Annotated in this window: 16 protein-coding genes and 1 pseudogene; 6 read left to right on the forward strand and 11 right to left on the reverse strand. The window is 72.4% G+C overall.

Annotated features, from left to right (window positions below):
* Nucleotides 1-50: 50 nt before the first annotated feature.
* A pseudogene (locus ACICHK_RS34520) lies at nucleotides 51-176 on the reverse strand (transposase); the annotation flags it as partial.
* A 214-nt stretch (nucleotides 177-390) separates the two neighbouring features.
* Nucleotides 391-852 carry a CBS domain-containing protein gene (locus tag ACICHK_RS34525; RefSeq protein WP_406839975.1) on the reverse strand — a complete coding sequence of 154 codons (462 nt, stop codon included), beginning with the start codon at nucleotides 850-852 and terminating at the stop codon, nucleotides 391-393.
* A gap of 354 nt (nucleotides 853-1,206) precedes the next feature.
* Between ACICHK_RS34525 and ACICHK_RS34530 the strand changes: the two genes are divergently transcribed.
* Nucleotides 1,207-2,391, forward strand: coding sequence for a polyketide synthase (locus ACICHK_RS34530; protein ID WP_103553498.1), 1,185 nt, complete (start codon nucleotides 1,207-1,209; stop codon nucleotides 2,389-2,391).
* 170 nt (nucleotides 2,392-2,561) lie between these two features.
* Here ACICHK_RS34530 and ACICHK_RS34535 read toward each other — a convergent pair whose 3' ends face one another.
* A complete protein-coding gene (locus ACICHK_RS34535; RefSeq protein ID WP_406839976.1) occupies nucleotides 2,562-4,727 on the reverse strand; it encodes a SpoIIE family protein phosphatase in 2,166 nt (721 codons plus the stop codon).
* A gap of 759 nt (nucleotides 4,728-5,486) precedes the next feature.
* Between ACICHK_RS34535 and ACICHK_RS34540 the strand changes: the two genes are divergently transcribed.
* Entirely contained in the window at nucleotides 5,487-7,433 is a 1,947-nt protein-coding gene (locus tag ACICHK_RS34540; protein ID WP_406839977.1) for an AMP-binding protein, read from the forward strand.
* Here the strand turns inward: ACICHK_RS34540 and ACICHK_RS34545 are convergent.
* Nucleotides 7,360-9,156 carry a GNAT family N-acetyltransferase gene (locus ACICHK_RS34545; protein ID WP_406839978.1) on the reverse strand — a complete coding sequence of 599 codons (1,797 nt, stop codon included), beginning with the start codon at nucleotides 9,154-9,156 and terminating at the stop codon, nucleotides 7,360-7,362. The two genes, ACICHK_RS34540 and ACICHK_RS34545, sit on opposite strands and share 74 nt — an antisense overlap.
* A gap of 256 nt (nucleotides 9,157-9,412) precedes the next feature.
* Between ACICHK_RS34545 and ACICHK_RS34550 the strand changes: the two genes are divergently transcribed.
* Both ACICHK_RS34550 and ACICHK_RS34555 read left to right on the forward strand, forming a co-directional pair.
* On the forward strand, nucleotides 9,413-10,108 hold the full coding sequence (locus tag ACICHK_RS34550) for a hypothetical protein (RefSeq protein ID WP_406839979.1): 696 nt from the start codon (nucleotides 9,413-9,415) through the stop codon (nucleotides 10,106-10,108).
* 159 nt (nucleotides 10,109-10,267) lie between these two features.
* Nucleotides 10,268-10,621: a hypothetical protein gene (locus ACICHK_RS34555; RefSeq protein WP_406839980.1), complete on the forward strand. Its 354-nt coding sequence runs from the start codon at nucleotides 10,268-10,270 to the stop codon at nucleotides 10,619-10,621.
* A 28-nt stretch (nucleotides 10,622-10,649) separates the two neighbouring features.
* Here the strand turns inward: ACICHK_RS34555 and ACICHK_RS34560 are convergent, their stop codons facing one another.
* Nucleotides 10,650-11,210: a nitroreductase family protein gene (locus ACICHK_RS34560; protein ID WP_406839981.1), complete on the reverse strand. Its 561-nt coding sequence runs from the start codon at nucleotides 11,208-11,210 to the stop codon at nucleotides 10,650-10,652.
* A gap of 243 nt (nucleotides 11,211-11,453) precedes the next feature.
* Between ACICHK_RS34560 and ACICHK_RS34565 the strand changes: the two genes are divergently transcribed.
* The gene (locus ACICHK_RS34565) at nucleotides 11,454-14,486 is read left to right on the forward strand and encodes a BTAD domain-containing putative transcriptional regulator (protein ID WP_406839982.1); all 3,033 of its coding nucleotides are present in this window, start codon (nucleotides 11,454-11,456) and stop codon (nucleotides 14,484-14,486) included.
* A gap of 179 nt (nucleotides 14,487-14,665) precedes the next feature.
* Here the strand turns inward: ACICHK_RS34565 and ACICHK_RS34570 are convergent, their stop codons facing one another.
* The 4 genes from ACICHK_RS34570 to ACICHK_RS34585 all read right to left on the reverse strand — a co-directional run bounded on the left by ACICHK_RS34570 (nucleotide 14,666) and on the right by ACICHK_RS34585 (nucleotide 19,365).
* On the reverse strand, nucleotides 14,666-15,091 hold the full coding sequence (locus ACICHK_RS34570; protein ID WP_406839983.1) for a peptidoglycan-binding protein: 426 nt from the start codon (nucleotides 15,089-15,091) through the stop codon (nucleotides 14,666-14,668).
* A gap of 428 nt (nucleotides 15,092-15,519) precedes the next feature.
* Nucleotides 15,520-15,972, reverse strand: coding sequence for a hypothetical protein (locus ACICHK_RS34575; RefSeq protein ID WP_406839984.1), 453 nt, complete (start codon nucleotides 15,970-15,972; stop codon nucleotides 15,520-15,522).
* A 186-nt stretch (nucleotides 15,973-16,158) separates the two neighbouring features.
* Nucleotides 16,159-17,280 (reverse strand): aminotransferase class V-fold PLP-dependent enzyme, encoded by a 1,122-nt coding sequence (locus ACICHK_RS34580; protein WP_406839985.1) that lies wholly within the window; start codon nucleotides 17,278-17,280, stop codon nucleotides 16,159-16,161.
* Nucleotides 17,281-17,652: 372 nt separating this feature from the next.
* On the reverse strand, nucleotides 17,653-19,365 hold the full coding sequence (locus ACICHK_RS34585) for an MFS transporter (protein ID WP_406839986.1): 1,713 nt from the start codon (nucleotides 19,363-19,365) through the stop codon (nucleotides 17,653-17,655).
* Nucleotides 19,366-19,635: 270 nt separating this feature from the next.
* Between ACICHK_RS34585 and ACICHK_RS34590 the strand changes: the two genes are divergently transcribed.
* Nucleotides 19,636-20,406 carry a TetR/AcrR family transcriptional regulator gene (locus tag ACICHK_RS34590; protein ID WP_406839987.1) on the forward strand — a complete coding sequence of 257 codons (771 nt, stop codon included), beginning with the start codon at nucleotides 19,636-19,638 and terminating at the stop codon, nucleotides 20,404-20,406.
* Nucleotides 20,407-20,448: 42 nt separating this feature from the next.
* Here the strand turns inward: ACICHK_RS34590 and ACICHK_RS34595 are convergent, their stop codons facing one another.
* Both ACICHK_RS34595 and ACICHK_RS34600 read right to left on the reverse strand, forming a co-directional pair.
* Nucleotides 20,449-21,195: a TIGR03943 family putative permease subunit gene (locus ACICHK_RS34595; protein WP_406839988.1), complete on the reverse strand. Its 747-nt coding sequence runs from the start codon at nucleotides 21,193-21,195 to the stop codon at nucleotides 20,449-20,451.
* Nucleotides 21,192-22,211 (reverse strand): permease, encoded by a 1,020-nt coding sequence (locus tag ACICHK_RS34600; RefSeq protein WP_406839989.1) that lies wholly within the window; start codon nucleotides 22,209-22,211, stop codon nucleotides 21,192-21,194. Before ACICHK_RS34600 ends, ACICHK_RS34595 begins: the two co-directional genes overlap by 4 nt.
* Nucleotides 22,212-22,539: the final 328 nt, after the last annotated feature.

Genomic DNA, 22,539 nt, shown 5'->3' on the forward strand with positions numbered 1-22,539 from the left:
GGGGGCCGGTGAGGCCACTGCGGTGGCCTCGCGGCAGTTCGACTCTCTGCAGTGGTCGGCGGATCGGGCCGCTCGCCCTGGCCGGCCTCGGCCTGGCGGACCCATTGCGACCGGGCTTCCTTGTGGATGCCCAGGTCCCGGACGGCGTGCGAGACGGGGCGGCCGGACGTTCTCACTCGTCGTCAAGCCCGTGGACGCCGCGGGCGATCCTGCGGAGGATGCCCTCGTGGACCCATCGGCCGAGTTCGGCACGTAGTCCGCGTGCCTCGTCCAAGCCGACCCCCGGGTGATATCGCAGGCGCCGGGAACGTGCCGGGTCGGTCCCCGTCAACTGCGGCGTCCGGTCATGTCGACCCACCAGGGCCGGTTGACCCTGGTCCACGGTGATGGTCACGTCGCTGATGGGGGCCGCGCCGAGGGCCTTTGCCCCCGTGGCCGCAAGGCCGGTCGACAGTGGGTGGGGTCCGTGGGTTCATGACCCACGCGGCCGGTCGTCGGCCATTCCGTGCTCGGTCGGTCCGGTGGCCCGTGCGTGCCTGTCGTCGAAGCGGTGGGTGAGGTCGTCCACGACGTCGACGACACCGTCCGGCGGGCGCGCCGGACCCACCGCGACGGCGGCGCCGCGCCGCTTTCCAGCTGCCCGGTGAGCGTGACCGCACCGTCGTGGACGGCGACTTCGGGGATCTGGGGGCTGAGCCGGAGCGCGTCGGCGAACACCTCACGTCGCGCGGCCTGCCAGATCCCCTCGGCGGAGCGCGGGAAGACCTGGAGCAGGTCGCGGCGGCCGACGATGTCGACGAGCCGGTCCTTTTCGTCGGCCACCGGAAGTCGTTCGATGCCGTGTCGCGTCATCGGACGGGTGGCCTCCGGCAGGGCCGCCTCCGCGGGACCATCACGGCGGGCGCCGACACCGGCCCGCCGGCGGTGCGCGCCCGGACCTGACGAGCCCCCTGGCTGACGGTGGGTCAGGCAAGACCTGCGGAACCGGTCTGAGGGCCCCTCTGTTTCGGCGGTGTGTGCCGTATCACGCCCCCTGGAGTCGCCCGAGTCGTCTTAGTCACAGCGGAAATATCCCTTTTGTGTCCATGCTCGACCCGGACAGCGACTCCCGAAGTGGAGCCCGTCGGCATGGGCGCGAAGTTCCGAAGCGGCCCATGACGCAGCCCTCGTGACGTTCCTCCTCGCTCCCCTGGAAAGGTGCCCATCATGGCCGCTTACCTCTGCCCTCCTGCCGTGATACACGGCGAGCACCCCGTGGAGACCAGCCGGATAGTGGCGGAGGTGCGCGACCGGCACCCGCATGCGGCGTGGGCGCCGCGGATCGACGGCATCGCGGCCAGTACGGGCATCGAGACCCGCGGGTGGATGCTGCCGCTGGAGACCGCCGTCGCGCCCGGCGACGGCGGTGGCCTGCGGGCTGTCGGCATCGGGACCGCCCAAGAGGCGCTGGCGCGCGACGGGTTCACCCAGCAGGACGTGGACCGCGTGATCGCAGCCCTCGAGGCGATACCCGCGCCGCAGAGCGTCCAGGAGCGCACCGCGCCGGCCTGGGAGGCCGTGCAGTCCTACGGGGAGCGTGCGGCGCGCGGGGCCCTGCAGATCGCCGGGCTGGACGCCGCGGACATCGACTGCCTGATCACCAGTCACTCCACCACCCCGGCGCTGCCCGGGCTGGACATCGCCCTGGCCAACAAGCTCGCGTTCCGCAACGACGTGATGCTGCTGCCGGCCACGCAGTGGGCCTGCGTCGCGGGGACCCGCTCCCTGGCCCTGGCGGCTGATCTCGTGGCCGCGGACCCCGATCGGGTGGTCCTGGTCGTGATCGCGGAGGCGCTGAGCACGACCTACCAGCCCGCGGACGACACCCTCGAGTCCCTGATCGTCCGGTTGCTGTTCGCGGACACCGCGGTCGCCGCGGTGGTCACGGGCCGCCCGAGGCGCGAGTCCGTGCTGCGGCTGGACGCGGCCTGGCACCACACCGTGCCCGACACCCAGGACCTGCACTGCCTGGAAACACGGGCGGACGGCACCCACTTCGTGATGGACCGGCGCGGGCCGCGCGCCGTACAGGAGACGGTCACCGCGATGTGGGAGTGGCTGCGCGTCCGTTACCAGGACGACCCCGACTCCTGGCACCCCGACGTGCTGCTCGCGCACCCCGGCGGGACCCGGGTGCTGGAGTACATGGAGCAGACGATGCCCGACGCATGGCCGTCCGGGTTGCTGGACTACAGCCGGGACAGCTACACCAGCGGCAACCGCGGAGGCGCCGCCGTGTTCGACATCCTGAGGCGGGCGCACGACGCCGGACAGAAGTCGGGCAGTCGCGCCGTCCTGTACGCGGCGGCACCGGGCCTCACCGCCACCGCCCTGGAAGGGGAGTGGCTGTAGTGCGAGCCCGCGCCACCCGTAGCAGCGAACGGGCCGCCCGTATCACCGGTCACGCCATCGGTACCGCTGAGGGCGCCGTCCGTACCGTCGGTGGCGCCGGCTGACGCTCACGCCGCCCCTGCCCTCGCCGCGCTCGCGTACGCCCGGCCGCGCCCCGCCCCGCAGCCGCGTCATCCTGCGACTTCCGCCCAGACCACCTTGCCGGTGTCCGTCCACCGCACCCCCCACCGGGTGGTGAGCCGGTGCACGATGTGCAGACCGCGCCCGCCGTCGTCGAGGAGGCGGCCCCGGCTCAGACGCGGCCTGCCGTTGCCGGTGTCGCCCACCTCGCACAGCAGGCCGTGACCACCGGCCCTGATCAGTCGTATCGTGATGGGACCGGCGGCAAAGCGCACCGCGTTCGTGACCAGCTCGCTGACCAGCAGCGTCACGTCGTCCCGGGTGTCGCTCCTGGTGTGCCATTGCCGCAGCAGTGCGGAGACGTGCGCGCGGGCACGGGCGGGCGCGTCGTCGCGAGCGGGCAGCCGCCAGGTCGCGGTGTCCCCCTTGCGGTAGCCGATCATGCGCGCGAGCAGCAGGGTCACGTCGTCGCGCTGGCGCACGGGCGCCAGCACGGAGACGACGTGCCGTGCGGCCTGCTGCAGGGCATCCCAGGGGTGCACCGTGGAAACGGCATCCGCCAGCCTGCTGATGCCCTCGTCGATCGACAGGGCCGGATCCTCCACCAGACCGTCGGTGTAGAGGGCGAGCAGGGAGCCCGGGGGCACGCCGAACGTGTGCACGTCGAACGGCTCCCGCAGCGCGAACTCGGCGCCCAGGCCGGGGTGGGGGCGGACCGCGAGCGGGCCGGCGTGCCCGTTCGGAAGCACCAGGACCGGAGGGAGGTGGCCCGCGCTGGAGAGCGCCACGTGGTGGCTGACCGGGTCGTAGAGGGCGATGCAGCAGGTGGAGCCGAGGGCGCTGTAGCCGGCCGCCAGCCCGGACTCCGCGTCGTCCAGCAGCGTCACGGTCTCGTCCAGGTGCTCCAGCACCTCGTCGGGTGCCAGCCCCGCGGACAGCAGCGCGCGGGCCTCCATGCTCAGCTGGCCCATGGTTGCCGCGGCTCCCAGGCCGTGCCCGACGACGTCACCGACCACCAGCGCGGTACGGCCGTCCGGCAGCGGAAAGCTGTTCACCCAGTCGCCGCCGACGCCCGCGCTGTCGGGGGTGGCGGGCTGGTAGACGCTGGCGATCTCAATGGTGTGGCCGCCGGTCCGGGGCAGCAGCCGGCGCTGCAACGCCAGCACCTGCGTGTGCTCGCGCTGGTGCTGACGGGCCAGGTCGACGTGATGGGAGGTCCTGGCCACCAGTTCCTGCAGGTCGAACAACTCGCTGTCGCGGAAGGGGCGGTCCGCCCGCCGCCAGACCTCCGCCAGGCCCAGCACGACGGGTGGCGCGCCGTCCAGGACCAGCGGTACGCACGCCACACTCGCCGACCGGTCACCGGGCACCAGGGCACGGATCACCCGGGGACTGCCGAGCAGCCGCTCGACCGCCTCCCGGTCGGGTATGACGATGGGCTGCGGGGCATCGTCCCGCCGTACCGCCTGTGCCAGCAGGCGACTCGCGTCGCTCGGAAGATCGACGCCCGGAGTCACGTAACCCTCGGGCCACGCCCGGTCCGGCACCAGGGCTGCCCGCCGTAGCCGGATGCGCCCCTGCGCGTGCTCGGTGACTCCCTCGCCCGTCCACACGGCGAAGTCGAGGTCGACGGCGGCCACGTCTCCCCAAGCCAGCAGGGACTCCGCCAGCGACTGCGCGGTCTCGCCGATGTCGAGCGAGGTGCCGATCGCGGTCTCGGCGGCGTACAGGTGCAGCCTCCTGGCCATGGCGATCACGGAGACGGTCAAGCCCTCCTGAGGCGCCGCGGCGGGCAGGATGCTCAGCGAGACCACCAGCTCCGACCCGTCGCCGCGCCGCAGGCGCTGGATCCGGGCGACGTGCGCCTCACCGATCTCCAGGACCTGCCGCAACCGCCGTGTGACCGTCGGTACGTCCCCGGCGGGCAGGAGATCGGCGAACGGACTCCCGGCCTCGGCGTCCAGACCCGCGAATACGGGGGCGTCCAGATTGCAGCCGGTGACTCTCAGGTCCCTGTCCAGGTTGACCACGCCGAGAATCTGATCCTGACGGTCGGCTGCCGGGTTGTCGGGTACGCGTTGGCGGGTGGCGCGGTCACCCTGCGCGTTCGCGGGACCGCCCGCCGCTGCCGCTCCGCCGCGCGGGACGTAGCGCCCCAGGGCGCTGCTGACCAGGTCGAACGGCGAAGAGGACGAGGAGGAGGGTGTGGAGTCCATGCGGCTCTCTCGCAATCCCCGGCGCAGCGCCGGGGCTGTACTCGGACCCATGCGTCGGGGCACCGAGATCCCTGACCGCACACCTCATTGAATACCACCGGGGGCCGCTTCGCCCACACCAGCGGATCGCGCGGTGAACGCTGACCATGAGGGAATGCCGCGGTCGGCGGGGCCGTGCTCACCTTGCCGGGGGCGTCACCCGCCAGGATGCGACGACCGCCGCAGGACCACCGGGCGCCGGCGCCGACGGTGACGGCCAGTCCGAGTTCGCTGGAGAGGCGCGCACAGGAGCAGCACGATCAGGCCACCCCCACGTCGTGCAGACCTGCCACCCGCGGGATGCCGGGCATTGCGCTCGGCGGGGCGGTGGCCGGACCTCTCATCAGCGTCTCCTGCAGCGCTTCTCGAGACCGGTGACACCACCTCCCGGGTCATCCGCTCCAACGCCGCGTACCTGTGCTGGTTCGGTGCTGCGGGGGGCCATGTGCGCCACTTCCTCGTGTGCGGTGGGGACGGGTACGTGTCGGCACACCGTAGAAACAGCCAGGTCAGGCCCGCATGTGGCGGGACACCATAGTTCAGGGGACGGCTGTACGTGCGGCCACCGCGCCAGCTCGGAGGAGGGCGGTTCAGGGACTCGAAGAGGGGCGAAACGAGTGCCGTCCAGGGCCATGGGCGACAAGGAAAGGCAATCGACTCACCGGATAGGTGACTTGTCAGCATAATTCTGCCAACGTGCTTGGTCACGAGGGGGGTTCGATGTCGGTGGAACATGTGCAGGTCGGCAAGCAGCGCGTGGACGGGCTGGTGGCCGGATGGGTGGACGCGACGCCGTCGGCCGAGGCGGTCGTGTGTGGTGTCGAGCGGATCACCTACGGGGAACTGGGCCGCCTCGTGGACATCGAGGCCGACCGTCTGCGCCGCGCGGGTCTGGGGGACGGCGGGCTGGCCGCCGTCGTGCTGGACCGGCCCGTCGCCGCTCTGGTCGCCATGCTGGGTGTCCTCAGGGCCGGGGGCGCCTACCTGCCGCTCGACCCGACCGTGCCCCAGGAGGAACTGCGGCGCGCCCTGGCGGACGCCGATCCGACCGTCGTGCTCACCCGTGAGCTGTACCGGGTGGCGGTCGAAGACGGTCCGCACCGGCGGGTGGTGTGCGTCGACGCCGAAGCGGGGCCGGCGGGCGAGGACGGGGCACGGCCGCACGCGGATGACGCACAGGACGTGCCGGCCGCCCGTGGCGCCACCGCGTGCGTGCTCCTCACCGCGGGGACGACGGGGCCGCCCGGGCTCGTCCCGGTCGGCCACCACGACCTCGTCACGGCCCGGAACGCCTGGGAACAGGTCTACGGCTCCGACGCCCACGACCGCCACGTGCACACGGCCCCGCCCGAATCCGCGGGGTTCACGGCGGGCTGGGTACGGGCTCTCGGTTCCGGTGGCACCTTGATCCTCCCCGACGGCGACGAACACCACGACCCCGCGGCCCGGGGCGCGGCCCTGCGACGGCTCATCACGGACGAGGAAGCGACCGTGCTCGCCTGCGGTGTGCCCACCGCGCGGCTGCTGACGGCCCAGGAGCCGCCCCGGACGACGCGGCTGCGCCTGGTGACCGTCACGGGCGACACCTGGTACCTCGACGAACAGCGCGCCCTGAAGGACAGGCTCGGCGGCGACGTGCGCGTGGTCAACGCCTACACCGTCACCGAGGCGTTCGGCGCCGGCGCCCGTTTCGAGCTGCCGGAGACGCGGCAGCCGTCGGAGTCCGGAAGCGAACCGGTCTCACTGATCGGCGTCCCGCTCCCCGGGACCTATCTCGCCGTCCGCGGATCCGCTCCCGGCGAGCGGGGGCCCATCGTCCTGAACGGCGTCGACACCGGCGACGACGGGCGGATCCGGGACGACGGCCTGCTGGAGTTCCTGGGCCGGCGGCAGGGTGCGTACGCCGCCGCCGAACGCGCCCTGCACGGCCACCCGGACGTGCGCGAGGGCCTGGTGGCCGAGGTCGAGACCGAACCCTCCCGGGACGTCGAGGTCGTGGCCTACGCGGTACCCGTCGAGGGCCGCGAGCTGGACCCCGTGGACGTCCACCGGCACGTGTGCCGCACGGTGCCAAGGGACGCGCAGCCTCATGCGGTGGTGTCCGTCAGGTCGCTGCCCCGCACCCGGGCCGACAAGGTCGACCGCAGGAATCTTCCCCTGCCCGTCGGCCCGGGGCCGCTCCTCGGCGGCAAGGGAGGGACCGCGGGCCCCGCGTCGCCGGAGATGCCGGCAGGGTGCGCGGTGGCCGGGATCCTGGTCCTCGTAGCGCTCTTCGCACTGCTGGCCTGGGTGTTCACCGACCTTCTGTGGCCGTACTCGACGGACCTGTCGGACGTGCCCGCTCCGTACGCGGACCGCTTCCGCTTCCTCTACTTCTGCGAGAACGTCGCCTTCGGCGCGGGCGTGGCCTTCCTGCTGGTGGGGCGGCCGGGCATGGCGCGGGTCGGGCACAGCGGCTGGTTCACCACGGCGGCACACCTGTCCGTGGTCTGGCTGCTGGCGGCGTGGTGGCCGCAGGACAACTCTTATCGGCTCACCGCCAAGACGGACTGGCCGGCGCAGGCCGTCCTCGTCTACGCCTTCAACGTGTCGCTCATGATCGCCGCAGTCGTGGTCGCCGCCTTCGTCGCCGTGACTCCCAAGTGGCGCCGGAGGCTGGGCCGGTGAACAGGCCGCCCAGCGCGCCGTTGCCGAACCGGACCAGTGCCTCGGCCTCGTCGAGTGCCTGACGCGACCGTGCGGCGAGGGCGACCCCGACGTACGGCACGGGATCCAGTCCCGCCGTGGGGATGGTGGTGAGCAGAAGGGCGCCCAGAGCTCCGCACCGGCGGGCCAGGCCGTCGCAGTGTTCGAGCAGGGCGGGGGCGGGCAGCCGTGCGCCCAGGGGGAGGCGGTCCAGGGTGCGCACCAGGTGGCGGCCTCCCCGCACGCCGTCGAGGCGGCTCTGCAGGACGAAGGCGACGGCGGGGCCGGTGAGCCGGAGATTGATCTCGGTGGGTGCCGGCCGTCCGGCCATGTCGGTGACGAAGTCCACGTCGTACCAACCCCGATAACCCTCCGCCGACAGGGCCTCTCCCACGGCCGTGCCGAACGCGGTCGCGGTCGCCGCCAGTGCCCCGGGCAGGACACCCGGGCCGACGGTGACCCCTTGGTAGGCCGTTCCGGTGACCTCCATCAGTCCTGTGCCGACGGCGTGGACGGTCCCGTCCCGCGCGACCACTCCGTCGAAAGTCGGGTTCCGGTACAGGTCGGCGCCGGGCACGTACTCCTCCACCAGCAGGCCTGCGCCGAAGAGCCGCCGCGCGGCAGCCCGCGTGCCGCCGCCCGACAGCACGTCCTCGGGTGTGAGGACGGCGGTGGCCGAACCGCCGACGCCGTACTCGCCCTTGACCACGCTCGTCAGCCCGGCCGCCGCCCGGTCCGCCAGCACCCGTGCCAGCTCGCGCCGTGAGCGGACCGGCTCCTGAGCGGGAACCCGGATGCCGGGGTGAGCGGCGGCGAGCCGTCGGAAGAGCCGGTGGGAGGCGGCTTTCGACTCGTGGCCGAGCCGGAGGGGCGGCCCCGGCACGAGCCGTTCGGACGCCTCGGTACGTCCCCAGGCCAGCACCGGCAGGCCGGAGTCCCGGATGCGCCGCGTCAGCGCCGGCCGGTCCAGGAGAGCCTGGGACAGGGTGCCGCCGGGGGCGTCCACGCAGTGCACCTCCACCTCGTCCCACTCCAGCTGCCGTGCCAGAGCACGCGTCCAGGCCGCTTCGACCGGCAGCGGCAGGACCACCAGCGCGGGATGCGGGCCGGCGAAGACGGAGAGGCAGGCATAGTGCGGGACACCGTCCGCGGGCGCGCCGCCGGGGAACTGGGCGTGGAACTCCGCCACGTTGCCGAGGTGGACGGAGCGTCCGCCTCCCGTCCACGCCCGCACCCAGGAGGAAGCGGCACCGGCCGGCCACGCCTCCATCCCGACCAGCCCTCCCGAGGACGGCGAGGTGCCGGTGCGGCGCGCGCCCATGGCCAGGTAGAAGGGCTCGGCGTGCGCGTCGGCGGTGATGGTCACCCTGTCGCAGCCGATCCGTCCGGCCTCCGCGAGCATGTGCCGGTAGAGCGACCGGCCCACTCCCCGGCCGATCGACGGCGGATCGACGAAGAGCATGCCGAGCTCCGCGCGGGGAGGCTCCCCGTCCAGAGCGGCGACCCCGAGGACCCGGCCGCCCGCCGTGGCCACCTTCACCCTGCGACCGGCCATGTCTCCCGGGGCCAGCCGGAGTTCGTCCGCGCAGGCCGCCAGGTACGCGTCGTCGTAACCCCAGTGGGCCTTGGAACGCAGCACCAGCGCGCTCAGCGCGGCGGCCTCCTCGGGCCGTCCCGCCCGGACGCGGATCCCGTCGGTGGTCATGGGGGGATTGTTCCAGCCCGACGAGGACGGGACGGGCGCTCGGAGGTCCCCCGCGGTGCCGGGTTCGCCGCCGTCGTCCGGAAGCCGTCCGGAAGCCGTCCGGAAGCCGTCCGGCCCACCCGCCGAGCGACGTGACGGCCTCCCCGCACGGACAGTCCGGGGAGGCGGGAACCGTGTGGCCGGAAAAGCTCGTCACTGATCGTGGTCGCCGCCCGGAGCGGCGACGAACATCGTGAGCTGAGCGGCAGGGAATTTCATGAAGCGTGCATCCGCGACAAGAGCGGGCCTGACGGCCGTTGTGGCACTGGCGATCCTGACGGTCGGTGGCTGCAGGACGGAGGAGGAGGGCCTGCCCGCCGCTTCTGCGAGCGGACGCGCCTCCGGTTCCCCGGCCGGCCACGCCTCCGGTTCCCCGGCCAGACACGCCTCCGGTTCCCCGGCCGGACACGCCTCCGAATCCGTGTCGCCGACGCCCACCACGGAGCCCAGTGGCCCGCGCACCTTGAAGGACGCGCCCACGGCGGGCGGTCTGGACAAGCTGACGGGCGGCAGGGCCCTGACGGACGTGCCTGTCGACCCGGGCGAGATGCGGGACGGCATGAAACTGGTCACCGGCAATTACGGCGACGCCGACGGGAAGGGCACGCCGGTGCTGTTCGAGGGCGTCGATCACGTGCCCGAGGACACCAACAAGCGCCGTGAGCACCTGTTCCGGGGCATGCTCGAGCACATCCAGTGGGATCCGGAGCTGGGGAACCCGCAGGCGGAGCCGGTGGAGGCGGGACCGCTCGGCGGCTCGGTGGAGTGTCTGCTCGCCTCGCTCAGCGAGGACGGCAATGTCATCTGCGGCTGGGCCGACGAGGGCACGGCAGCCGTCGCGCTCTTCGAGAACAGCACCCTCGCCGACGCGGGGAAGCTCTTCGTCGCGATGCGCGCGGACCTGGAGCACTGACCCCTTCCGCCGGACCGCCCGGCCGCATGTCTCCGAGGGGGCGGCGTCGGGCAGGTCACGGCCCGAACGGAAATCACGTAGCCGCCGAGTTCAGGGGGCCGGTATCGTCCGGCCTCCCGACCCGCCGTACCGGCGGCCCGTATCCAGAGAGTGACGCAGATGACCAGCCGGCAGGCAACGACGACCTTGTGGCGCCCCACCGGTCCCGAGGAGCTGGATCTGGTCCGGGAGCTGAACTGGCGTGCCTGGCCGCCCCGGCTGCCCGAGCAGCCGATCTTCTACCCGGTCCTCAACGAGGACTACGCGGTCAGGATCGCGCGGGACTGGAACGTGAAGCACAGCGGCGCCGGCTTCGTCACTCGTTTCGAGGTCGAGTCGGAGTTCTTGCGCCGGTACCCCGTCCAGCAGGCCGGTGGGCGGACGATCCTCGAGCTCTGGGTCCCGGCCGAGGAGTTGGACGACTTCAACGCCCATATCGTCGGCGAGATCCAGGTGGTCCACGAGTTCCGCTGAGGACACCGTGCTCGTCACGGCTCGGCTGCTACTCCGCCGGTGACCAGGGGGCGGAGCGCAAGTGCGCGACGCTGCGCCGGGCACGGCCCTCCGGAGGGCCGCCGACCGCCTTGCCCACCGCGACCATGGAGACGATCGTCCAGCCCGGGTTCGGGTCCAGCTCCTTGGCGAGCCCTTCCAGGTCGAAGGCCCGGAACTGGTGCGCGGCCAGCCCCATGGCCTGGGCCTGAACGGTCATGTGGGCGACGGCCTGGCCGAGGTCGTAGTCCGCGAACTCGGAGTAGAGCAACTGCGTGTCATCGACGTGCCGACGCGTCAGCGTGACGACGAGCAGGCCCGCGTCCGTCGCCCAGCGGGCAGAGCTCGGCGCGAGGTGAGGGAGCACCCGGTCGTGTTCCGGTTCGCCGGGCCTGCCGACGAAGAAGCCCCACGGCTGGGAGTTCCCCGCCGACGGTGCCCACCGCGCGGCTTCCAGCAGCAGCCCGAGGGCGTGGTCGTCGACAACCGCCGACGGGTCGAACCGGTAGGGGCTGAAGCGCTCGGCGAGCAGCGGGTGCATGCCGCTGGGCGGCTCCTGGGGATGACGCATGTTCCGCTGCAACCGGCGACCGTGAACGCGTATTCCAGCCGGTGCGAGGGTGAACACCGCCCACGCCGGACGATCTGCCGGAACGAAGAAACCGGGAGGCGAGCGTACGAGCGAAAGAGAGTGCTGACGTGCGGTGTTGACGGAGCGTGCGGCTTTGGGGCTGTATTCTGACGGTTGTGCCAAGTCGCCCGCGCCCCACCTCGGCGAGGGTGCGCCGCACGGGATGAGTGGCCGGGGGGCTCGTTGCAGTACGGAATTCTTGGCTCGCTGGAGCTGCGCGTCGAGGGGCGACGGGTCGAACCGACCCGCCCCAGGGTCCAGGCGGCACTCGCCTTCTTCCTGCTGAACTCGGGCGAGCTGGTCACCATCGACGCGTTGATCGACGGTCTGTGGGGTGAGAACCCGCCCAAGACGGCCCGGGCGCAGGTCCACACGGTCGTGTCCGAGGTCCGCCGTCTCCTGCCGGCGCCCGACCACGTGGCCCGGGAGTCGGCCGGCTACCGGCTGAACCTCCAGCAAGGAGTACTGGACTCCGCGCGGTTCGAGCTGCTGGTGACCGAGGCGCAACGGCACCTGTGCTCCGCGGAGCGCGAACGAGCCGTGGGACTGCTGCGCGAGGCCCTGGCCCTGTGGCGCGGTGAGGCCTTGTCGGGGATCGGCGCGCCCTTCGCGGACGCGGCCCGCGCCAGGCTGCGTGAGCAGCGGTTCCGGGCGCACATGATGGTCGCGGACGCGGAGCTGGCCGGGGGCGACTGCTCCGCTCTGATACCCGAACTGTCCGCCCTGTCCGCCGAGTTCCCGGAACGGGAGGACGTGGCCGAGCGGCTTGCCCGCGCCCTCTACTTCGCCGGCCGGCAGACGGAGGCGCTTGCCGTCCTGCGCACCGTACGAGCCCTGCTGGCCGAGGACTACGGGGTGGACCCCGGCCGGGAACTGGTCGCCCTGGAAGGCGCCATGCTTCGCGGTGACCTCGTCCGGGAGGCGCCGTCCGGCGTTCGGCCGTCGCCCGGCGCGCACCAGCCGTCCCGGGCCGTCACCCCGTCCGGCCCGGCGCCGTCCGGCCCGACCGGGGCCCCGCCGTCAGCACCGGCCGGACCCGCGCCGTCCGGACCCGTACCGGCCGGACCCACGCCTTCCGGTGCCGCAGCCGCACCGGGAGTCACGCGGGCCGTTCTCGCGCCGTCCGGTTCCGCGCCGCCCGCTTCGGCGGAGGACCAGGTCGCGTCGGCCCCGTCGCCGGGGAGTCCGATGCTCCGTCAACTTCCGCACGATCTGACCGACTTCATCGGCCGGGAGAAGGAGATGGCGACCCTCCTCGAGACAGGGACGGCCGACCGGTCGCCGTGCTCGGCTCCGAGAGTCGTCGTCGTGTCGGGGATGGGCGGGGTCGGCAAGACGGCGCTCGTGCTGCACGCCGCCCATCGTCTCGCCGCCGCCTTCCCCGGCGGTCAGTTGTACGCCGACCTGCGTGGATTCGGCGCGGGCGAACCCCGGACGCCGTTCGACGTCCTGGGCCGGTTCCTGATGGACCTGGGCGTCAGCGGACGTTCGCTGCCGGAGGACGTGGACGACCGCGCGGCGCTCTACCGGGCGGTCCTCGCCGATCGGCAGGTCCTCATCGTCCTCGACAACGCGCGCGACACCCACCAGATCGGTCCGCTGCTGCCGGGAAACGGCAGCAGCGCCGTGCTGGTCACGAGCCGCCGGGCACTGGCCGGTCCGCACGGAGCGACCCGCATAGCTCTGCATCCGATGGCCGAGGACGAGCAGCACCGAATGCTGGAACGGCTCTGCGGCGAGGACGCGCTGCGCACCGATCCCGAGTCGGCATCGCTCGTCCTCGACGCCTGTGCGGGTCTCCCGCTGGCCTTGCGCATCGCCGGGGCGCAGCTGGCCACCCGGCCCACCTGGTCGCTGGACACGCTGGCTCGGCGCCTCTCCGGCAGCGGCAGTCGCCTGCGAGCGCTCGCCGTCGACCACCTCGCGGTGCACGACACCTTCGTGCTCGGCTACAACGGCCTGCGCGACAGCCGGCACCCGATGGAACGAGAAGCCGCCCGGGCCTTCAGGCTCCTGGGACTGTGGCCCTCCCACCCCGTGGCCCCCGAGGCCGCGGCGGCGTTGCTCGGCGAGTCCCTCGCCGACACCGCCGACGTGCTCGATCTGCTGGCCGACACGCATCTGCTGCAGGCCACCGACACCGGCCGATACCGCTTCCACGACCTCCTCGGGGAATTCGCCGAACAGTGTGCCCTGACGGAGGAGCCCGAGGCCGAGCGCGAGGCCGCGCTTCTGCGGCTGGTGACGTGGTACAGCGCCGCCGCCCACAGGGCGAACAGTCTGACGGCGCCGCTCGCTCTGTTCGACCCCCCGCAGGCCTCGGCTCCCCTGCCGGACTTCCGGGACGGGCGGGACGCGCTCGCCTGGTTCGGGCAGGAGATGCCCTCTCTCAAGACGGTCATCGAACTGGCCGGCGACACCTCCGAACCCGAGATGTCCTGGCGGACCGCGTACGCGATGATCGGTTACGGGCACGCCTACTGGTGGGCCGGTGAATGGACGCAGTGCCTCACGGCGGCCATGAACAGTGCCCGCCGACGCGGGGACCTCGTGGGCCAGGCCCACATGCACAACGCGCTCGGGGCGGCCAACGGCATGGCCGACCGCAACGAGGAGTGCCTGGCGCACCTGCGGGCGGCGCTCGCCCTGCACCGGGAGACGGGGGACCGCGAGGGGCAGGCGAGCGTGCTGGGCAATCTGGCCCTGGTGCACCGGCAGGCGGGCCGGCTGGCGGAGGCGGTCGCCGTCCTGGAGGAGACCCAGCGGCTGCGCCGGCAACTGGGGCACACGGAGGACTCGGTGATCACCTTGTCGCTGAAGGGCAATGTCCTGCACGCGAGCGGTGACGCCGCGGCAGCCCTCGAGGCACACACCCAAGCCCTGGCGATCTTCCGTAGACAGGGGCTGGATCAGTACATCGCCGGATGCCTCTACAGCATCGGCGAATGCCACCGTGCCCTCGGACAAGCGGCAGAGGGGTTCGCGGCGTACGCGGACTCGCTGAAACTGGCCAGGAAGATCGACGATCAGGACGCCGTCGCCGACAGTCTGCACGGTGCCGCACAGATGCACCTGTGGGCCGGTGACGTCGAGCAGGCGCGTGCGTGCTGGGAAGAGGCTGTCGCGGTCGCGCGCGAGCACGGTCTGCAGAAGGTCCTGGAGGAGAGCGAGGAGGCGCTCGCTTCCCTCCGGGAGGGCATCGGATCCACGCCTTGAACAGGGCCGCGCCCGGGTGGACGAAAACCGTCGGGTGAGCGAGCGCGTCACCGGAGCGCCCGGCACCCTCCGGCGGGGCCGGGGACGCCGGGCGCCTCGCTGCCGGATCGGACGGGAGCCGTGCAGGCCCCGCCGAAGCGGGGCCTGCGGATTGTTGCGGTACGACTGTCGGCCGCCGACTACCAGCTGGTGGGGATGTAGCTGTAGCAGTAGGCGGACTTGGTCCCTTGGTGCCAGGCGTCGTTGGGCATGTTGGAGCCGGTGTAGTACGGGTCGCCGTGCGACATGATCGCGTTGCCGGTCTTCGGGCCGACGACGCCGTCCTGCGGCAGCCCCATCTCGCCCTGGAACTCCCTGATGGCCGCCTTGGTGGCAGTACCGAACTTGGAGTCCTCGCCGGTCGTCGGGGCGTCGGAGCCGGACGTGACGAGCCAGTAGTTGATGTTGTGCTGGACGCACCACACCGCGGCGCCGCTGTTCGGGTAGCCGGAGCCGATGTAGGAGGCATTCGTGCTGGCGCCGGCCGAGGTGGCGATGCTCATCAGCGCGGCACCGGTCATGGCGGCGGCTATACCGCCCTTGAGGATCGTGGAATTGAAGCTCATCAGGATTCCCCCGTGCGTGAGTCGTGAGTGTGCGGACATCGCACATCTCCTTGGGTGAGCAGTGGAGCGATGGAGCGGTGGGGCATCGGAGAACGGCTCACGCGGGAGGTCTTCGCCGCGTGAGCCACTCCGGTGACTCCCTCCACCCACTCTGGGCGGCTCGCCTATCCGGCCCCTGTCCCAGCGCTCTTCGTCCGCTACTCGGGGACCGCACACGCCGGACGAGCGGGATCCGGGACGGGGTGCGATCCGGGCGCGGGGGTGCGCCGATGGCGCGGGCGGGGATCGACCCGGGCACATGGCCGGCGGCGGCGCTGCCGACCGACAGGACGTGAACCCCCCGCCGCCCGGGGCCGCGCGGCATCCGCCCTCCGGCACACGCGACGGCTTCACGGCGGGCACCGGCCCGGCCCTTCACGGGCCCGGCGTCACCTCGACGAGCCGGAGCCGGTGACCGTGAACTCTCCGGTGGTAGGGGCCGCGCACACGGTCACGTCCGTCTCCTCGCCCGCGGCCCGGCCCGCCTCGCACAGCCGGCCGCCACTCTCGCGCAGGTCGAGGCGGAAGCGCGTGGCCTTGCCGTCCTGCTCGAGGCCGTGGATGCGTTCGTCGATGTACCCGAGGCCGTTGAGGGTCTTGCGGACCTTGGCGGGGGTGGGTTCCCGGACCGCCTGCAGCGCCTGGACGATGCGCTGTTCGTGCTGGACGCTCGCACACCAGTCGCGGGCGTTCAGCTCCGTCTCGGGTCCTGTCGGGGCGCCGGGTTCGATCGGATCGGTCGGAGGGGTCTCCCCGGGAGGGACGCTCCGCTCGTCGGCCGGAGTGTCATGCGCGCAGTCTCCGATCCGCCCTCCGCGTCTCGCATGAGTACACGTACTCATGCGGGATGAGCAGTCGGGAAGGTTTGTCCTGTCACACGGAAGTAGCCCAACTCCGCTTGTTCCAAACGTGGTTGTGGAACCGATCGGACCTGATTCACCGTCCGCATCGTTCCTTGCTGCTCCTGCAGGGGTGGCGGGGGCCGCGCCTTCGGTCGCATCGCCCGCCGCGCTCGTGCCCTGGTCGGCTCACCGACGTGCCCCTTGGAGCGACGACAAGGCCGCCGCCACCCGTTCCGTCGCCTCCGGAGGAGTGGAGGCGTGCGGGGAGAAGCGGAGTGAGTCGGCGCGCACCGTCGGGGTGACGCCCTCGGCGTGCAGCGCCTTCGCGACGACGGCCGGATCGTGGTCCGGCATGGTGAAGGACAGGATGCCCGCGCGGAGTGCCGGGTCGGTGGGGGAGAGGACGCGGCCGCCGTGTGCCATGACGGTCTCGGTGAGTCCGGTGATCCGCTCGGCGACGGCGGTCTCGATCGCGGCGACCGTGTACCGCTCCACGAGCTCCAGCGCGGACGCGAACGCGGCTGCCGTCACCGGGCTGAGATTGGTGATCGACCACCGCTGCGCGCCCGCGGCGGGCGGGTGCTCGGCGCCGTCGAACAGGCCGACGTCCTCGACGCCCGTCCAGCCGGTGAGGACCGGTTCCAGCGACTCCAGCGCGCGGTCGGACAGCGCCGCGAAGCCGGTGGACCAGCCCGCGCGCAGCCATTTCTGACCGCCCGCCACCACCACGTCGGCCGCGTCCCAGTCCATCGCGGCCACGCCGAACGCCTGGATGGCGTCCACGATCAGCAGCCGGTCCGGTCCGACCGCCTCGCGCAGCGCCGCCAGATCGGCACGGAATCCGGTGCGGAAGTCCACGGCGCTGACGGACAGGGCGACGGCGTCGTCGGTCAGGGCGGCACGCACCAGATCGGCGGTGACCCCGCCGCCGGGCTCCGGGTCGAGCCAGCGCGGTGTGGCCCGGCCCAGGCCGGCGGCGCGGCGCCACGGATAGTGGTTGGCCGGGAAGTCGGTGCGCGGCGCGAGGACCACGCCCTCCCGGATGCCGAGGGCTGCGTGGAACAGGCCGGTGGAGGCGTTGGGCAGCAGCACGGTGTGCCGGCTGTCGGTGCCCACGAGGCGAGCGGCCGTGTCCCGCGCGAGTGCCTCCGCGCGCATCAGGCCGTCCACGGTGGTGTGATCGGCGCGGGCGGATTCCTCCATGGCTCGCGCGGTGGCGGCCACGGCGTCCCGCGACGGGGGACCGAACCGTGCGAAGTCGAGGTACCCGGAGGGTGTGTCGAAGTGGGCTGCGTACGACGTGAGCACGGGGCTCGTCCTTCCGGGACGGGACGGGACGGGGCGGTACGGGTCGGGTCGGGCGGGGCGGCCGTGACGGCGGGCCCGCCGGGTGAGCGGGTGGTGCGGCGGAGCGACGGACCGCTTTTCGTCGTCCCGGGCGCGTCCTGCCCGCCTGCACGGTACGCGGCACGCTCCGCACGGACCGGCGCGGGGTGCCGGCTGGGGGTGTCGCGGTCCGGGGCTTCGGCCCGCACCGGGTCTCGGCTCGTATGGCGGCGGGCCCGCGCGGGGAACGGGACGGCCGGACACCCCTGAGGTGCCCGGCCGTCCCGTTCGCCGAAGCCGAAGCCGAAGCCGAAGCCGATGTCGATGTCGACGCGGCTCGTGAAGAAGCCGGGCTCAGTGGCCGGCGGATTCCTCGGGGCGGGCGTGGCGCGGCAGGAGGAACGCGAGCAGGAACGTCAGGGCCAGCATGCCGTCGACGACCCAGAGCAACGTCTGCATGACGGAGCCGAAACCGCTCCGGAAGGCGGACGACGCGGTGTCCTGCAGGGCGGCCGGTATCCGGGCGCCGGCCTCGGGCGAGGTCACGGCGGAGCGGGTCTCCTTCTCCAGGCGGGCGCAGGACGCCGGCGTCGCGGCGGGGTCCTTGGCCGTGGCGCGGTCAGAGGCGCAGGTGCGCAGGCCCGCGACGATGCGGTCCTGGGCCTCGGGCGCGACGTGCGCGGCGGTCAGCTGTTCCCGGAGGTGGTCCGAGCGGTGGTCGACGGCGGTGGCGATCCCGCCGCCCACCAGGCCGAAGAACACCGTGCCGAGGACGGCCACGCCGAAGGCGCCGCCGAGCTGCTGTATCGCGGTCATCGTGCCGGAGGCCGAACCCGTCTCGTGCTGCTCGACGCTGGCGAGCACGATGTCGAAGAACGGCGCCATGAGCAGGCCCATGCCGATGCCCGTGACCAGCAGGGACGGCAGGAGCTGCCAGGGGCCGACGCCGCTGCCGGTCATGTCCAGGGTCAGCCACACGCCGAACACGCCGAGCGCCATGACCAGGGTGCCGCCCTGGAGCACGGTCCGTCCGAACTTGGCGACGCCCTGGGCGATACCGAAGCCGACGATCATGCCGCCCGACCAGGGAACCATCACCAGGCCCGCCTTGAGCGGCGAGTAACCGAGGCCGATCTGGGTGTAGAGGTTGAAGACGAGCATGAAGCCCTGCATGGCCGAGAAGAAGACCAGTCCGAGGATCATGCCGCCGCTGAAGCCGCGCTTGCGGAAGAGGCTCGGGACGACCAGCGGGTCCTGGCCGGCCTTGCTGCGGCGCGATTCGTACAGGGCGAAGGCGACGAAGACGACGACGGAGGCGCCCATCATCAGGAACGTCCACACGGGCCAGTCGTACTCACGGCCCTGGACCAGCGGGAAGATGATGAGCAGCGCGGCCAGGGAGACCAGGATCATGCCGGGGATGTCCAGGCGCGGCTTGCTCTCGGACCGGCCCCTCGGCAGGTAGCGCACGGCACCGAGGATCGCGGCGGCACCCAGCGGCAGGTTGATGAGGAAGATCATGCGCCAGCCGGTGCCGAAGTAGTCGGCGTCCACCAGCCAGCCCGCCAGGATCGGCCCGCACACCGCGGACAGACCCATGACCGGGCCGAACATGCCGAAGGCCTTCTGCGACTCCTTCGGCGGGAACATCTCCTTGATCATGCCGAGGCCCTGCGGCAGCATCACCGCGCCGAACAGTCCCTGCACGACCCGCGCGCCGATCAGCATCCCGGGCGACACGGACACCGCGCACAGCAGTGAGCCCAGGGTGAAGCCGGCGGCGCCGACCAGGAACATCGTGCGGCGCCCGTGGATGTCCCCGAGCCGTCCTCCGGTGACGAGCCCGACGGCCATCGAGAGGGTGTAGGCGGCGGCGAGCCACTGCAGCGTGGAGGCGCCGCCGCCGAGGTCGGCCCGCATGGAGGGGCCGGCGATGTTCGTGACGACGGCGTCGAGGAGGTCCATCACCTCGGCCGCGAGGATCACGAACAACGCAGCCCAGCGCCACCGGTAGGGCGCTGGTGAGTCGATGGGCGTCCCGGCGGACGCGACACCGGTGGTGGACATCGGGAACTCCTCGGAAAGAGGCCGCGCCGGGTACGACCGGAGCGCGGTGCGGCGGATGTGTGACTGCCCGGTTTGCCGTCATGGAGGGAGGAACAGGGACCAGACGCTGGAGAACGTCGTTCACTTTAACAGAACACTGCTCACCACGAGAACGGCGTTCATTAAGATATAGCGCAACCTGGCGAGGGAGACAAGATATATCGCGTTGACGCCGGGTGAACGCCGCTCTCTCGGAGAGAACACTGCTCTCCACGCGCCTACACTGTGCTCATGAGCGACGCGGCCGCCGGCACCCCCGAATCACCCCCGCCGTCCCCCTGGGAGCGCGAGCGTCCCGTCCGTGCTCGCGTCACCCCGGCGCGCGAGCCGCTGTCGCGCGAGCGCATCGTCGAGGCGGCCTTCGTCGTGCTGGACCGGGCCGGTCTCGACAAGCTGTCGATGCGTCAGGTGGCGGCCGAACTGGAGGTCGCGGTCTCCGCCCTCTACGCCTACGTCCGCTCCAAGGACGACCTCCTGGAGCTGATGTACACCCGGCTCTTCGCCGGCTTCATGCTGCCCGAACCCGACCCGGAACGGTGGCAGGAGCAGGTGAGGGACTACGCGCGCTCCTGGCGGTGGCGGCTGCTGTCCCATCGCGACATGGCCAGGATCTCCATGGCACACGTCCCCTTCACCGCCGAACTGCTGCCGTACGTCGAGGCGTTGCTCGCCATCTTCCGTACCGCCGGGCTGCCCGACCGCATCGCCGCCGAGGCCGGTGACCTCATCTCCACCTACATCGACGGGTTCGTCCTGGAGGAGGGCATGTGGCAGGACCGGGCCGCCGAGCAGTCCGGGGGCGGCTCCCTGGCCCGCCCCGACTGGCGCGAGATGGCCGACGAGATGCAGAACTACTTCGCGTCCCTGCCCGAAGGGGACTTCCCGCATCTGCGGGCCCTGTCCGGGGTGATGGTGACGGACTCCTCCGACGAGCGGTTCGACATCGGCCTGGAGATCATCCTGCGGGGCCTCGCGAGCTATCTGCCGGACCGCGAGGCCTGAGCCCGGGGCAGACCGCAGTGGAACTGCCCCGCCGCCTTCGGCTCAGTTGTTCCAGCTCTCGTCGTACGGATCGTGCGGCGCCGGGACCGGCTTCGCCGTGCTGACCTCGAGGTAGGGGATGACGCCGCCGTTGACCGGGTCCGTCGTGCGCCTGGCGGTGTAGCGGCCGGTGACCTCGAGCCAGGTGTCGGGCCGCAGGACGGGCGGGATCCGCCCGGACAGGCCGACCTTGACCGGCTGGGCGTCGGCGGCACAGCAGTTGAGGGCCATGCGGACGAGATAGGGGGCACCGGCGCTGTCGAGCGCGACGAAGCCGGTGATCCTGACCTGCCGGCCGCCGAGGGAACGGCCGTGGCCGTACGCCGCCCTGCCCGCGTAGTCGACCAGGCCGAGGGGGACCGGATCACCGGCGGGCAGTTCGGCGTAGCCGAAGGGGGCCTGAAGTGCCGTACCGGTGCGCATCGCGCTGTAGGAGCCGAGGGCCGGCGGGGCGACCAGGATGAGCGCGAGCAGCGGGAGGACGAGGAGCCACGCGATACGCGGCTCACGATGCCCGTGACCATGCCCATACCCGTGTTCGTCGCCGGACCGGTCGGCGGAGGCCTTCCGGTGCTCGCGCATCTCGTACCAGACCGTGGCGAGGGCCGTGACGATCAGCACCACGCCGGCCGCGAGCAGCAGGGGCCGCAACCCGGCCTTGACGTACCGCAGATAGAGGTCCGTGACGCTCGCGTGCAGCACCGCGGCGCCGACGAGGAAGAGCACGGCGGCCTGTGCCTGCCGGTTCACAGCAGTACCGCCCCGGTCAGTACGGACAGGAGGATCGCGAGGGCGAAGGTGGCGGGCGCGAAGCGTGCCGCGAAGCCGCGGCCGAACGTGCCGACCTGCATGGCGAAGAGTTTCAGGTCGATCATCGGGCCGACGACGAGGAACGCGAGCCGGGCGGTGAGGGAGAACTGGGTCAGCGAGGCGACCACGAACGCGTCGGCCTCGGAGCAGATCGACAGCAGGACGGCGAGGACCGCGAGGGCCAGGACGGAGACCACCGGATTCCCGGCCGCGGCGTGCAGCCAGCTCGCGGGCACGACCGACTTGAGCGTGGCCGCCGCCATCGCGCCGAGCACGAGGAACCCGCCCGCGTGCATCACATCGTGCCGAACCGACCCCCAGAACGCCGCGCCCTTGCCGAGGCCGTCGTGCGCGGGGCGGTCCGGCGGGCGCAGCCAGTCGGTGCGGCCGAGGCGCTGCCACAGCCAGCCCATCGCGCAGGCCACGAGGAGGCTGGCCACGAAACGGGCGAGGACCATCTCCGGGTTCCGGGGGAAGGCGACGGCGGTCGCGGTCAGCACGATCGGGTTGATCGCCGGGGCGGACAGCAGGAAGGCGAGGGCGGCGGCCGGGGTGACGCCGCGGCGCACCAGCGCCCCGGCGACCGGTACGGAGGCGCACTCGCAGCCGGGCAGGACCGCCCCGGCCATCCCGGCGACCGGCACCGCGAGCGCCGGCCGCTTCGGCAGCGCGCGGGCGAAGAACGTCGGCGGGACGAACACCGCGATGACCGCGGACAGCAGGACGCCGAGCACGAGGAAGGGCAGGGCCTGGACCACCACCGCGACGAACACGGTCATCCAGCTCTGCATCACCGGCGCGGACAGCGCCCCGCGGATCGGCCCCTGTGCCGCGATGACCAGCAGGAGGAGCATGGTCAGGGCGAGCGGGGAGTCGAAGTTCCAGCCCTGCCGGCCCTGACGGCCGTCCTCGTCCCGCGGCCGGACCGGCGGTGGGGCTTCTTTGGTGGTGGTCACGCTCGAGGTACCTCCGGTCGGGGAAGGGCGTGGCTGCGGATGCCCTTCCGCCTTGGATACGCCGGTCCGGCCACAGCTTCTCACCAGGCGTCGGAGGGTTTGCCCGCGCCCGGGGGATTCTTGACCTTCGAGGGACCGCCCGTCGTGACCGAGGGGCGTCGGCTCGCGCTCCCGGCCGCCGTGAGCGGCGGATCCATCTTCCACGGAGCCCGTCGGGACGGCGCGGGCGGGTCCCTTGGCCGTCGGCGCGGCAAGGGCGTTCACTCCGGCGCCCCGGTGCCCCGCCGAGGCGAACGGAAGTGCACCGGCCCGATCCCGCCCGGCGCGA

The organism is Streptomyces sp. AHU1 (assembly GCF_045343905.1).
Taxonomy (GTDB): Bacteria; Actinomycetota; Actinomycetes; order Streptomycetales; family Streptomycetaceae; genus Streptomyces; species Streptomyces triticiradicis.